This window comes from Actinomyces oris (genome assembly GCF_006546825.1).
GTDB classification, from domain to species: domain Bacteria; phylum Actinomycetota; class Actinomycetes; order Actinomycetales; family Actinomycetaceae; genus Actinomyces; species Actinomyces oris.
The window spans coordinates 328,124-340,682 of record NZ_VICC01000004.1; the positions used below are offsets into that span (position 1 = coordinate 328,124).

Genomic DNA, 12,559 nt, shown 5'->3' on the forward strand with positions numbered 1-12,559 from the left:
GACGCGGCTCTCACAACTCGTCTTCCGGACTCTCGCGGCCAGGCCAGGAGTTAGATCGTGAGGAGTGCAGTGAAAGTCATTGAGGCCAACCATGTCTACAAGGTCTTCGGGCGGCGACCGTCCGATGGCGTCAAGAAGCTCAAGGCCGGCAGGACGCGGGACCAGCTGAGGAAGTCAGGGCAGACCGCCGCCGTCATCGACACCTCCTTCGATGTCGACAAGGGCGAGATCTTCGTGGTCATGGGTCTGTCGGGCTCGGGCAAGTCCACTCTCATCCGCATGGTCAACGGCCTGCTGCCCATCACGGCCGGCAGTATGACCCTCTACGGGGAGGACCTGGCGCATATCTCGAAGACGAAGCTGCGCGAGCTGCGCCGCGAGCGTGTCTCCATGGTCTTTCAGAACTTCGCCCTTCTGCCGCACCGGACGGTGGGGGAGAACGCCGCCTACGGTCTGGAGATTCAGGGAGTGAGTCGCTCCGAGCGCGAGCGCCGGGCAGAAGAGGCCCTGTCCCTGGTGGGCCTGGAGGGGTGGGGCGGCTACAAGCCCGGTGAGCTCTCGGGTGGCATGCGTCAGCGGGTCGGCCTGGCCCGGGCCCTGGCCGCCGAGACCGACATCCTGCTCATGGACGAGGCCTTCTCCGCGCTCGACCCGCTCATCCGCCGGGAGATGCAGGACCAGCTCATCGACCTGCAGGGCAAGCTCGGCAAGACGATCCTGTTCATCACCCACGACCTCAACGAGGCCATGCGGCTGGGGGACCGGATCGCGATGATGCGCGACGGCCGCGTCGAGCAGGTCGGCACCGCCGAGGAGATCCTGCGCGACCCGGCCTCCGACTACGTCTCCCGGTTCGTGGCCGACGTCGACCGCACCCGGGTCCTGACGGCGGGCTCGATCGCGGAGCCCCCGTACGCGATCCTGGGCTCGGACCGCAGCCCGCGCGCCGCCCACAAGCTCCTGCGGGAGAACCAGCCCCCGTGGCTGCTGGTGCAGAACCGGGACCGCACGCCCTTCGGCTATGTCTGGGAGGACGATGTCGCCCGGGCGGTCAAGGAAGGGTCCAACGCCCTGCCGCTGTCCACGGTTCACGAGATGCCGGTCGTGTCGCACTCGACCCCCGTCAACGAGCTGTTCTCCTACGCCGCGCAGCACGCGGCCCCCATCGTCGTCGTCGACGACGACGGACGGGTCTCCGGCGTCATCCCGCGCGTCACGCTGCTGGCGGCCATCAGTGAGCAGGCCGTCGAGGCCAGCGAGACCAACGAGTCCGAAGGAGCCGACGCCTGATGATTCCCTCACAGACCCCTCTTCCCAAGATCCCTCTGGGCTCCTGGGTCGAGACCCTTATCAACTGGATCCAGACGCATCTGCACGGCTTCTTGGGTCTGATCTCCCAGAGTGGGACCTCGGTCAATGACGCCCTCGTCGACGTCCTGCTGGCCATCCCACCGCTCGTCATGGTGGTGGTCTTCGTACTGATCGCCTGGCTGGCGAAGTCCTGGAGGCTGGCCGTGGGGACCGCCGTCACCTTCCTGCTCATTATCTCGATGGGCCAGTGGACCAACGCAATGGAGACTCTGGTCCTCGTCACCCTGGCCACGGTCACCGCCCTCATCTTCGCCATCCCCTTGGGGATCTGGGCCGCCCGGAACAAGTACGTCAGCGCGCTGGTCCGCCCGGTCCTTGACCTCATGCAGACCATGCCGGCCTTCGTCTACCTCATTCCCTCGGTGCTGTTCTTCTCCATCGGCGTGGTTCCCGGCATGTTCGCCACGCTCATCTTCGCGATGCCCCCCGGGGTGCGCATGACCGAGCTGGGTATCAAGCAGGTGGATAAGGAGACTGTTGAGGCGGGGCGCTCCTTCGGAGCGACCGACTGGCAGATCCTCAGGGGCATTCAGCTTCCGCTAGCCGTCCCCACGATCATGGCGGGCGTCAACCAGGTCATCATGCTGGCGCTGTCGATGGCCGTCATCGCGGGCATGGTTGGTGCCGACGGCCTCGGGAAGGAGGTCGTCAAGGCGCTCGCGACGATCGATATCGCCAAGGGCACCGAGGCGGGACTGTCCATCGTGTTCCTGGCGATCTTCCTGGACCGGGTGACCGCGGCCCTCGGAGCACCGCGGGAGGAGGGCTCGCTGCTCTCGTTCCTCAAGAAGCGGTGACCCATGACTCGACGACGCTTTTCCGCTCCGCCCTCGCAGGCGGCAGGCGCACACCGAAGGAATGCTATGCAGGCCTCCCGTCGTACCTTCACCACGGCTCTCGCCTCCCTCATGGCAGGAGGTGCGCTCGCCGCCTGCGGCCGAGGCTCGGGTGGCGGTAAGACACTCCGACTCGGCTTCATCCCCTCCTGGAGTGACGGTCTGTCCATGACGCATCTGGTCAAGACCCAGCTCGAGAAGGCCGGGTACCGGATCAAGCTGACCGACCTGAGTGAGGCGGGGCCTCTCTATGCCGGGCTCAGCCAGGGGGCGGTTGACCTCTACCCGTCGGCCTGGCCGGACGTGACTCACAAGGAGTACATGGACAAGTACCGCACCTACATCGAGGACCTGGGGACCTACTACGACGCCGCCAAGCTGACCTGGGCGGTTCCCTCCTACTCCTCAATGAAATCGATCGAGGACATCAAGTCCCACGCCTCGCAGATCGGCAACAAGATCATCGGTATCGAGCCGGGTGCGGGTCTGACCAAGGTGTCGCAGGAGGACGTGATCCCCGCCTACGGTTTGGGGGACATGAAGTTCCTGACCTCCTCCACCACCGGGATGCTGGCCGAGCTCAAGAAGGCCGTCGATGCCAAGCGGGAGATCGTCGTGACCCTGTGGCACCCCTTCTGGGCGAACACCACCTATGGCATGCGGGACCTGAAGGATCCCAAGGGTGCGCTCGGTAAGGGGGAGGGGCTTCACTTCCTGGGGCGCGAGGGCTTCGCGCAGGACTACCCGGAGATCGCGAAGTGGCTCAAGTCCATCACGATGGATGAGGCCACCTACGGCAGCCTCGAGGACCTCGTCGTCAACACCTACGGCGAGGGCCGGGAGGATGAGGCCGCCATCGCCTGGTCCAAGAAGCACCCGCAGTACGACTTCAAGAAGTCCTGACGCCGGAGAGTCGAAGGGCTTGGGTGGGGTGCCCGCCAGGTGGTGCAAGTGCAAGCCGCCGGGCGGTGCGGGTGGGGCCCACCGACGGGGACATTTCGTGCGGCCGGGTGCGGCCCGCTCCAGCCGGGGGTATTCGACGCCGTCGGGGACCACAATCCGGTCCCCGCACGCGCAGGATGTCCCCGGCCAGGACCGGCGCCGCCGCAACTCGCGCTTTGAGCGCAGTGACCGTGGGAGGGCCCTCTCAGTCCTCGATGCGGTTGCCGTCCTCGTCGAGGTAGTAGCCCTCGTCGTCGATGGGGCGGAAGGTCATCCGGCCATCGGCGATCTCCTCGGCGAAGTGCTCCCGGGTCATCAGCCGGGTCTGACGACCGCGTTCCTTCATCTCCTCATAAGACATCGGTGTCTTCCATGGCCGATCCACTGCGCAGAAGATGAGCAGGGAGGTCGCCCAGGTCAGCAGCGTCAGGTGAGTGAGGCGGTGCGGTGCGAAGACCATGGCCGCCACTGCTCCGCCAATAGCTGGGCAGATGAGAGCGGACAGGATCCGTTGCGCCGTGCTCATGTCGTTGGTGCGTCGGATGCGCATGGTCAGGCGCATGGATATCGCATCCAGGGTCTCGTACACCGCGGTCGTCAGGATGGCGAATCCTGAGATCTGGTCGTAGGTGAGTCCGGCGCGAGTGAGGGCGGACCAGATGGCCAGCACGACTCCGACAGCGAGTGCGTCGAAGACTCCCAGGAAGACTCTTCCCCCAATCACCGCTGACAGGGGGACAGCCGGCTTCCAGGGCCGGTCTGGTGTGCTGGTGACGTCGCGTGTGCTCATATGCCTTCCCCTGACGCTCCACGCTCACAGATGACGCTCTCTCACCCTGACAGGCCTGTGATCGTCATCGCAGTTGAGGTCTGTCGAGGTCGGGTTTGATGGCTACAGCGCCGCGTGGGCCTGTGCGATGCGGCGGAGCTCGGGCAGGTACTTGCGGGCGTCGCGGAAGTCGGCGGTGACGTACTCCGGCGGGATCGGCTGGGGCTGATGGATGCGCTCCTGGAGGGCGTCGTATCCGAGCGAGGTGTCCCACGGCCTCTCAATGAGAGCGACGAAGGCCATGAACGGCAGCCACGTGAGAGCCGTCAGCGCCGTCGTCGATGCCGGGGCGAGGAGGCGAGCGGCCAGGAATCCTGCGACCGCGGGGCAGGTCGCGGCGATGATCGTCAGCAGCAGGCCGTGCGGATCCCTCGAGCGCCAGGCCCGCATGATGAGCCGGTGGGCCGAGGCGTCGATGAGCTCGCGAATCGCCACCGCTACCAGGGAGAACACGCACGCCCTGCCGAATCCCAGCCCGGCGCGGGTCAGTGTCGACCAGACCAGCACGATGATCGTCAGGCCGACGGCGCTGGGCAGCCCGAGAACCAGGCGGCCCACAACCATCGCGGAGACGGGCGTGACGGGCTTCCAGTGATGGTGCCCCGCGTCCCCTGACCCCGTGCTGCCCTCGTTCATGGCTTCCCCTTGGCGTGATCGCGAATTCAACCGCACGAGCCATTCTACAAAGGCCCGCGGACAGGGGCCTGCGCTCACGGCCACGCTCGACGCCGGCACGGGGCGCGAGACGGCGCCGGACAGTCCAGTGCTCAGCCCCGTGGGCGTTTGCCGAGGTGGGCCCTGCCACCCTTGTCCCGGTTTCGTCGTCTTGATTGAAGATCGTGCGTATTCTGTGCCCGTGAGTCCGGACCATCAGCATGCCAACGGCGAGATCGACATCGCCTCTCTTCATGCTCAGGACTCCACCGGACTGCTGGATCGCATCGACCGCGCGGTCGTCTGGGACATTCCTCTGACGACGCCGTTTCGCGGCATCACCCGCCGCGACGGAGTCCTGCTCCACGGCCCCGGGGGCTGGGGTGAGGTCGCGCCCTTCTGGGACTACGGGTTGGAGGCCAGCGCTCCCTGGCTCGCCTCCGGACTGTGCCAGGCCCTGGGAAACTCCCTTCTTCCCCGCTACCGCGAGACCATCTCCGTCAACGTGACCGTCCCCGAGGTCGGCGCTCAGGACGCCTCCGATCTGGTGCGGTCCTCCGGAGCCAGGACTGCCAAGGTCAAAGTCAGCGGCAGCAGCGACAAGCGCTCGGCGGACCTGGAGCGCCTCGAGGCGGTCCGCTCGGCCCTGGGGCGTTCCGGCAAGGTGCGTATCGACGTCAACGGCGCCTGGGACCTGGACACCGCCCGCGAGAACCTGCCCCTCATGGACCGGGCTGCCGGAGGGCTGGAGTACGCCGAACAGCCCTGCGCCACCGTCTACGACCTGGCCGACCTACGCCGCGCCGTCGACGTGCCCATCGCCGCTGACGAGTCGATCCGGCTGTCTGCCAACCCCCTGGAGATCGTCCACCGGCGCGCTGCCGACGTCGCCATCCTCAAGGTGGCCCCGCTGGGCGGGGTGCACCGGGCCCTGGACATGGCAGAGCGCCTTGGACTGCCCGCTGTCGTCTCCTCCGCCCTGGACACCTCCGTGGGCATCATGGCCGGCGCGACGCTCGCCTTCAGCCTGCCCTCCCTCAGTCACGCCTGCGGCCTGGGGACCACGCGCCTGCTGACTCAGGACGTCGCCGAGCCCAGCGTTCGCCCCAGCAACGGGATCCTGCGTCTAGACGCCGCCGCCCCCGTCTCCGAACGCCTTCTGAACGAGGTCAAGGCGGGGCCCTACCTCACCAAGCACTGGCAGACGCGTCTGCTGCACCTGGCCGGCGCCCTGCACGCCCGCCGCCAGCGCGAGGCCCGTGACCCCAGCCGGGCCGTGGCGGGGCTGCCGCTGTAGACCCACCCCAGCCGTGCGCATGGCTCACCGGACTGTGACCAATCGCAGCGCAGTGCAGGCGGTGCGCTCTCGTATCCTCGCCCCTGTGACCGACTCCCCGGAGCGCCCGCAGCTCCCGCCCGCCATGGCCGACGCGCGCAGCCTCGTGGCGGCCCTCCTGGCCGAGGGCGTGCGCGAGGTCGTCCTGTGCCTGGGATCGCGCAGCGCCCCACTGGCGGAGGCCCTGGCCGACGCCGCCGACGCCGGGCGCCTACGGCTGCGCGTCGTGCTGGATGAGCGCAGTGCCGGCTTCATCGCCCTGGGGGCCGCCCGCGCCCACGTCCTGAACGGGCGCGGTCGCTGCGCCGCCGTCGTGACCACCTCGGGCACGGCCGTCTCCAACCTTCACCCGGCCGTCAGTGAGGCCGACGCCGCCGGCATCCCCCTGCTCGTCATCAGCGCTGACCGGCCCCACGAGCTGGTCGGCACCGGTGCCAGCCAGACCACCGAGCAGACCGGGCTCTTCGCACCGGCCCTGCGCCTGGGGGTGGATCTGCCCGCCGACCTGGCAGCCGACCTCGGGGGCCATGCGGCCGACGCCGCCATCGCCGGGCAGGTGCGCCGCGCCGTCTCCGCCGCCACCGGGACCCTCAGTCAGGATCCCGGGCCGGTCCAGATCAACGCCCGCTTCCGTCCGCCCCTGACGGTGGAGAACTCAGCGGAGAGCTCAGTGGGGGACACCGTGGAGGATGCGGTGCCGGCCGCTCCGGCGCCGCCCTTCCCGCCCATGGTCCCGGCTGCCCGGGCAGCCGTGCTGGCCGGAACCCCGGAGGCCGGTGCCGGCCAGCCGGCCGGCTCTGGCTCTTTAGCGCAGGGGAGAGGGATCGTCGTCGCCGGGGATACCGCCCACCCGGGCGTTGGCACCCTGGCCAGATCTCTGGCCGAGCACCTCAACTGGCCACTCCTGGCCGAACCCACCTCCCAGGCCCGCAGCGGCCCGCAGGCCCTGAGCCGTTACGCCGAGCTGCTGGGCACCCCTGCGGGTCGCGCGCTCGCCCAGCAGGCCGAGCACCTCCTCGTTCTGGGGCACCCCAGCCTCAGTCGTTCCATCACCGCGCTCCTGGGGCGCGAGGACCTCGACATCACCGTCCTGACCGAGCGCGCCCGGTGGCCCGACGTCTCCGGGCTGGCTCGACGGGTCGTTCCTATTGACGGTCCCGATCATGAGCCTGCCGACGCCGCCGCCCTCCGTTCGGCCCGTCTCGTCGCCTCCCTCGGCCTGGAGAGCGCCGACACGGCCTGGACCGACTCCTGGCGCCAGGCCGTGGCGGATCTTCCCGAACCGGACCACTCCAGCAGCGCCGACGCCCTGGCCCGGGCCGTGTGGGAGGCGAGCCTGGCCCCCGGCGCCCCCACCCTCCTGGTGGGCTCGTCCATGACGGTGCGGCGCCTGGACCGACTCGCCCAGCCCGGCGCCGCTGCCCCGAAGGCGGTCGCGAACCGCGGCCTGGCGGGCATCGACGGCACCATCGCCACCGGGATCGGACTGTGGATGGCCTCAGGGGAACCGGTTCGCGCCGTCATGGGAGACCTCGCCTTCCTCCACGACGCCATGTCCTTGAACCGGGGCGTGCGAGAGGAGGAGGCCGACCTGCAGGTGATCGTCGTCGACGACGGCGGGGGCGCGATCTTCTCCCACCTCGAGTACGCCCGCACCACGCCAGCGGGCCGGTTCGAACGGCTCTTCACCGCCCCTCAGCGGGCGGATATCGCTGCGCTGGCCGCAGCCCTGGGGGCCCGCGTCCAGGTCCCCCATGATGTCGAGGCCCTCCGCGGACTCCTGGCTGAACCGGTCGACGGCGTGAGCGTCGTCGTCTGGGAGACCACGAGGCACGGTCCTCACACCGTGACAACATGAACGACGATAGAGATGGACGGCAACCAGCGGGATAGGACCTGCGGCGGTGGCCCCGGCTCAGCCCGAACCCACCGCCGGGCTCTCAGCCCGCTGCGATACAACAGTTACACGATCCACAGCACAGCCTCAGGGAATCATCGGAAACGGCACAGAGCCCTGGTGTTGTCTACCCGTGGATCTGAGAGGGCGACACGCCCGAGGAGGAGCACAGATGAGCGGATACGACGAGACGAACCCGGAGGCATACCGGCCCACTGAGCCCGAGGCGGCGGCGGACGGCGCTCACTCCGGTGTCGACTCCTGGTCCGCCAGCAGCCAGGCCAGCCCGGCAACGGCGTCTTCCGTCAGCGAGGGCGCGAGCGTGACCGAGGACCACGGCGGCTACGCGGATCTCTCCCAGGCCTACACCGCCGACGCCTCCCAGCCCGAGCCGCCCACCTCTCAGCTGCCTGCCGAGCCGCCGACCTCGCAGTTGCCTGCCGAACAGACCGCGTCGCTCTACGCGCAGCTCGCCCAGGGGCAGTACCAGCCCCAGCAGCCGTCCTACCAGCCGCAGCAGCAGCCTCAGGGGCAGTACCCCGCCCCTCAGGTGCAGCAGGCGGCGCCGCCCAGTTACTCATCCGCCCAGCAGCCCTACCAGGGGCAGCAGACGCACCTCGGCTCGCCCTATATGAGCGTCCCGACGACGCCCGGTGGCTACGCGCCGGCCGGCGCCCCCACCGGGGAGTCCTTCTATGCGGCCTCGAAGGCCACAGGCGCTGACAGCGGCACCAAGAGGCGCCGGCGGGGGCCGGGCTGGTTCGCCCTGGTCGCCTCCGTACTGGTCGCCTCCCTGCTGGGGGCCGGTGGGGCTGTGACCGCGGTCAGGTACATGGACGCTCGCGGCGGGGATGTCTCATCGCGTTCCACGACGGCGCCCACCGCCATCGCCACCGGGAGCACGACCAAGACCGTCGACAGCGCCGGCCAGGCCCCCGACTGGGAGGCCGTCTCGGCCGCCGTGTCCAACGCCGTCGTCTCCATCGGCGTCGTCACGGACAGGGGCGAGGCCCTGGGCTCCGGAGTCATCTTCGACAAGGAGGGGCACATCATCACGAACAACCACGTGGTGGCGGGGGCCTCCAAGATCCAGGTGACGCTGGCTGACGGCCGCGTCTATGACGCTGAGACCACCGGTACCGACCCCGCCACCGACCTGGCGGTCATCCAGCTCAAGGACGCCCCCGACAACCTCACGGTCGCCCAGCTCGGAGACTCCGACAAGCTGGCCACCGGTCAGGACGTCATGGCGATCGGTAACCCGCTGGGCCTGTCCTCGACCGTCACCACCGGAATCATCTCGGCCCTCGATCGGCCCGTCGTCAACTCCCAGAATGAGGACGGATCGGGCGGTTCGGCGGTCTACACCAACGCCATCCAGATCGACGCCGCCATCAACCCCGGCAACTCTGGAGGGCCGCTTTTCGACGAGAAGGGGCGGGTCATTGGGATCACCAGCTCCATCGCCACCATGGGCCGCTCCGGCGGTGGCGAGGGAGGCTCGGGAAGCATCGGCATCGGTTTCGCCATCCCCGTCAAGCTGGCCGACAAGGTCGCCAAGCAGCTCATCAAGTCCGGTACGGCCACGCACGCCTACCTGGGAGTCACCCTTGACACCGCTGGTGCCAGGGCCGACGGCGAGAAGCGAGCCGGCGCCAAGATCACCTCGGTCGAAGGCGGCTCACCGGCCGACAAGGCCGGACTGAAGAAGGATGACGTCGTCATCGCCATCGATGGGAAGACCACCGCCCAGGGGTCGGCTCTCACCGGCTACGTGCGCCAGTACTCCGCCAACGACAAGGTCAAGCTCACGGTCATCCGTGACTCCAAGAAGCAGGACATCGACGTGACCCTGGCTGAGCGCAAGGACTCCTGACCGGGGCAGCTCCTGACTGCTCTACCGAGACCGACGGCTCCAGGTCCAGGAGCCGTCGGTCCGTTCTTCCTCGGTGGGTTCCAGGACGGCGAGGACGGTGCTGAGAGCCTCTGGGCCTGAGATCCTGGCGCGCAGCCGGCCGTCGGTGGAAAAAGTGTTCAGGAGGCGTTCGAACTGGCGCATGCTCAGGGGCAGGTAGCCGATGGGGTATCGGGTCTCTCGATGATTCTTGAGAACGATGACGGCGTCGGCCTGGTGTACTCCGATGAGACGCGGGTGCTCCTTCCATGGAATCTCGTGGCTGTGTCCGTTGGTCTGAGTCAGCTCGATGCCGCTCTTGCTGACCGTAATACGACGTCTCACGGGGCGAAAGCCTTGAAGGGCCTGTAGGAGATAGGGGAGGCTCAGTGTTCCCAGTGCTGCTAAGGCTGCTGATCCGATCCAGTCACCCTGGCGGTGCAGCAACCAGGCGACTGCAGCGAGCGGTACTCCCAGAACACCCAGCAGTGGAACACCGACTTCAAATAAGAGCATGCCGGTTGGGGTCGTCATGACGACTTGATGGCTGTCGTGACTCCAGTATGTTCGGCCGGCTGAAAGAAAGTACTTGAGGCACCAGGCTGCAACCGCGTAGCTGACAATGAAGATAGCGAGGTAGATCATGGCCAGCGCTGTGGTGGTGCTTCCTGTGAGAAACATGGGGATGCTGAACATGGCTGCGGCCACGGCAATCGCTCCGAAGAACAGAGGTGCCCGATACCGGTTCTTGTCGATGCGTTCCGGCGTGATGATGGGCTGGGCTGCCTTGCCTGTCAGGAAACTCATTGCGGTCATCCTTGCGTTGGCGTATGTGCTGTCTAACGGCTCCAGATCCAGGAGCCATCGGTCCGTTCTTGCTCGGTGGGTTCCAGGACGGCGAGGACGGTGCTGAGGGCATCGGGTCCTGAGAGCTTGGCACGGAGCCGAGGTGGCCGTGGATCTCCTGCTAGTTCTTGAAGGCGATGACCGTCTCACCCCGCGGGGTGGGATGGTCTGCGTCAATCGATGAAGGTGATTTCTATTAATAGGTCGTCAGAATCAGCCTGCTGTCAACATACTCACCCAGGAACACGTCCTCATAACCATTCGCCCCTTGCCGTCAATGAGCTGCTTCGCTTTGACGTTGTGCTGCTTGATCCGCTTCGGTGACAGGACGTAGTTCTGAACCTGTTCACTCGCAGATGACGGAGCCAGGTTGCCTTTTCCAGAAAGGTTGATGATGATCGTCAGGGCAAAAAAGCCGATGAGTAGCTTTAATGTCACCAGAACGAATCCGCTCATCATTTTCTCGTTTCTCGTTTCTCGTTGAATTATATTGAATGTGCACTACAGGGGGTGTTGTCAGTATTTTTGGTGGTCAGGTGCTGCTCGCCAATGCGCCGGGCAGAGCTCAGTCGGGCACACCCAGCGCCCCCAGCATGGGGCGCATCTTGGCGGTCGTCTCCGCCAGCTCGTCGACCGGCTCGGAGTCCGGCATGATGCCGCCGCCCCCGAACACTCTCGCGGGCGACTGCGGTCCGGGACCTCCTGTGGGCAGCTGGGCGCTTCGCAGCGCGATGCACCACTCGCCCTCGCCGTGCCAGTCCACCCAGCCCACGGGCCCGGCGTAACGTCCCCGATCCATGGACTCGGCCTCCTCGATGAGGCGCGCCGCCGCCTGGGTTGGCGTCCCGCACACGGCCGCCGTCGGGTGCAGCGCGTCCACCAGGGCCAGCGCCCCGGTGTCTCCGGCAACGACCCCGGTGACGTCACTGGCCAGGTGCAGGACGTTCGGCAGCGTCAGGACAAAGCGGGCCGGGGCTTCCACCACCGAGCACAGCGGCTCCAGCGCCGTGATCGCCGAGTCCCGGGCCAGCTCATGCTCCCGGTTGTTCTTCTCCGAGCCCTCCAGCCAGGAGGCCAGGCGTGCCGTCGCCAGAGCGTCCTCGCCGGCGTGCCGGCGGGCCGTACCGGCCAGCACCCTGCTCATGAGGCGTCGATCCCGCAGGCGCAGCAGCAGCTCAGGACTGGCGCCCACCATCTGCTCGACGGCGAAGACCCAGGTGGAGGGGTAGTCGCTGGCCAGGCGCCGCAGGACCGTACCGGTGGCCAGCGGCCCGCCCGGGTAGGCCAGCACGTCGCGGGCCAGGACCACCTTGCGGGCCTGCCCCGCACGCATCCGCTCCTGCGTGGCGCAGACCGCCCGGCACCACTGCTCCTCGCTGAGCGCCCCGGCCTCAACGGCGGTGGTGCCGCCGGAGTCCCCGGAGTCCCTGTCGGTGCCGGCCTGCTCCCGGTCGACCGATGCACGAGCATCGGCCACCAGCGCCGTCAGGAGCGAGCCGGGATCCGGGTGCTCTGGCTCGCTCCCGTCGTCAGCCCCGGACACCACGGTCGTCAGCCAAGCACCGGAGTCATCCAGCCCAACGAGGACCTCGGGAACCACCAGGACCGAGGACTGCTCGGAGCTGGGGGAGAAGGTGATTGCGCCCAGCGCCACCGGCCCTGTTCCGGGGCGGACCAGCGCATCACGCCACCAGGCCGCACCGACGACGGCCCGCCACGCGGCCCGCAGCGCCTCAATGCGATCCGCCCCGCTGGCCTCGATCACCAGAACGTGGCCCAGGCCGATGAGTCCGCGCCCCTCGTGAACCCAGGAGCTGACATCCTCGCGGCCCGCCAGTAGGTCGATGAGAGCCAGCCCCTCCAGTGCACCCTCAGGCAGCTCATGGGTGCGGAAGGACAGCCGCGGCGGGGCGGCCAGGCAGTGCTCTGCCCTCACGACGTCGGCCCCGGGTCG

11 protein-coding genes are annotated in these 12,559 nt (G+C 67.9%); 6 read left to right on the forward strand and 5 right to left on the reverse strand.

What is annotated here, in order from left to right; all coding sequences use genetic code 11:
* The first annotated feature begins 69 nt into the window (after positions 1-69).
* The 3 genes from FK267_RS05695 (at position 70) to FK267_RS05705 (ending at position 3,110) form a co-directional block, all read left to right on the forward strand.
* Positions 70-1,290 (forward strand): quaternary amine ABC transporter ATP-binding protein, encoded by a 1,221-nt coding sequence (locus FK267_RS05695; RefSeq protein ID WP_141406671.1) that lies wholly within the window; start codon positions 70-72, stop codon positions 1,288-1,290.
* A complete protein-coding gene (locus tag FK267_RS05700; RefSeq protein ID WP_075378509.1) occupies positions 1,290-2,168 on the forward strand; it encodes an ABC transporter permease in 879 nt (292 codons plus the stop codon). Before FK267_RS05695 ends, FK267_RS05700 begins: the two co-directional genes overlap by 1 nt.
* A gap of 66 nt (positions 2,169-2,234) precedes the next feature.
* Positions 2,235-3,110: a glycine betaine ABC transporter substrate-binding protein gene (locus FK267_RS05705; RefSeq protein ID WP_141406589.1), complete on the forward strand. Its 876-nt coding sequence runs from the start codon at positions 2,235-2,237 to the stop codon at positions 3,108-3,110.
* A gap of 244 nt (positions 3,111-3,354) precedes the next feature.
* On the opposite strand, the gene FK267_RS05710 is transcribed toward FK267_RS05705, so the two are convergent.
* On the reverse strand, positions 3,355-3,939 hold the full coding sequence (locus tag FK267_RS05710) for a hypothetical protein (RefSeq protein ID WP_141406590.1): 585 nt from the start codon (positions 3,937-3,939) through the stop codon (positions 3,355-3,357).
* Positions 3,940-4,041: 102 nt separating this feature from the next.
* Positions 4,042-4,614, reverse strand: a complete 573-nt coding sequence (locus tag FK267_RS05715) for a hypothetical protein (protein WP_020991766.1) — start codon at positions 4,612-4,614, stop codon at positions 4,042-4,044.
* 214 nt (positions 4,615-4,828) lie between these two features.
* Between FK267_RS05715 and FK267_RS05720 the strand changes: the two genes are divergently transcribed.
* From FK267_RS05720 to FK267_RS05730, 3 genes are all read left to right on the forward strand, one after another.
* Complete coding sequence (locus FK267_RS05720; RefSeq protein ID WP_141406591.1) at positions 4,829-5,929, forward strand: o-succinylbenzoate synthase; 1,101 nt, start codon at positions 4,829-4,831, stop codon at positions 5,927-5,929.
* 124 nt (positions 5,930-6,053) lie between these two features.
* Positions 6,054-7,826 carry a 2-succinyl-5-enolpyruvyl-6-hydroxy-3-cyclohexene-1-carboxylic-acid synthase gene (gene menD / locus FK267_RS05725; protein ID WP_141406672.1) on the forward strand — a complete coding sequence of 591 codons (1,773 nt, stop codon included), beginning with the start codon at positions 6,054-6,056 and terminating at the stop codon, positions 7,824-7,826.
* Between the two features lie 211 nt (positions 7,827-8,037).
* Complete coding sequence (locus FK267_RS05730) at positions 8,038-9,741, forward strand: S1C family serine protease (RefSeq protein WP_170198605.1); 1,704 nt, start codon at positions 8,038-8,040, stop codon at positions 9,739-9,741.
* A gap of 21 nt (positions 9,742-9,762) precedes the next feature.
* Here the strand turns inward: FK267_RS05730 and FK267_RS13605 are convergent, their stop codons facing one another.
* The 3 genes from FK267_RS13605 to FK267_RS05745 form a co-directional block, all read right to left on the reverse strand.
* Positions 9,763-10,566, reverse strand: coding sequence for a hypothetical protein (locus tag FK267_RS13605; protein WP_232622531.1), 804 nt, complete (start codon positions 10,564-10,566; stop codon positions 9,763-9,765).
* A 252-nt stretch (positions 10,567-10,818) separates the two neighbouring features.
* Positions 10,819-11,061: a hypothetical protein gene (locus FK267_RS05740; RefSeq protein WP_198498135.1), complete on the reverse strand. Its 243-nt coding sequence runs from the start codon at positions 11,059-11,061 to the stop codon at positions 10,819-10,821.
* Positions 11,062-11,170: 109 nt separating this feature from the next.
* Entirely contained in the window at positions 11,171-12,541 is a 1,371-nt protein-coding gene (locus FK267_RS05745; RefSeq protein ID WP_141406593.1) for an isochorismate synthase, read from the reverse strand.
* Positions 12,542-12,559: the final 18 nt, after the last annotated feature.

Excerpts from the sequence above, each read along its gene's own strand:
- menD (WP_141406672.1), top strand. The coding sequence starts at position 6,054 with ATGGCCGACGCGCGCAGCCTCGTGGCGGCCCTCCTGGCCGAGGGCGTG.
- FK267_RS05710 (WP_141406590.1), bottom strand. The coding sequence starts at position 3,939 with ATGAGCACACGCGACGTCACCAGCACACCAGACCGGCCCTGGAAGCCG.
- FK267_RS05715 (WP_020991766.1), bottom strand. The coding sequence starts at position 4,614 with ATGAACGAGGGCAGCACGGGGTCAGGGGACGCGGGGCACCATCACTGG.
- FK267_RS05705 (WP_141406589.1), top strand. The coding sequence starts at position 2,235 with ATGCAGGCCTCCCGTCGTACCTTCACCACGGCTCTCGCCTCCCTCATG.
- FK267_RS05730 (WP_170198605.1), top strand. The coding sequence starts at position 8,038 with ATGAGCGGATACGACGAGACGAACCCGGAGGCATACCGGCCCACTGAG.
- FK267_RS05740 (WP_198498135.1), bottom strand. The coding sequence starts at position 11,061 with ATGAGCGGATTCGTTCTGGTGACATTAAAGCTACTCATCGGCTTTTTT.
- FK267_RS13605 (WP_232622531.1), bottom strand. The coding sequence starts at position 10,566 with ATGAGTTTCCTGACAGGCAAGGCAGCCCAGCCCATCATCACGCCGGAA.
- FK267_RS05700 (WP_075378509.1), top strand. The coding sequence starts at position 1,290 with ATGATTCCCTCACAGACCCCTCTTCCCAAGATCCCTCTGGGCTCCTGG.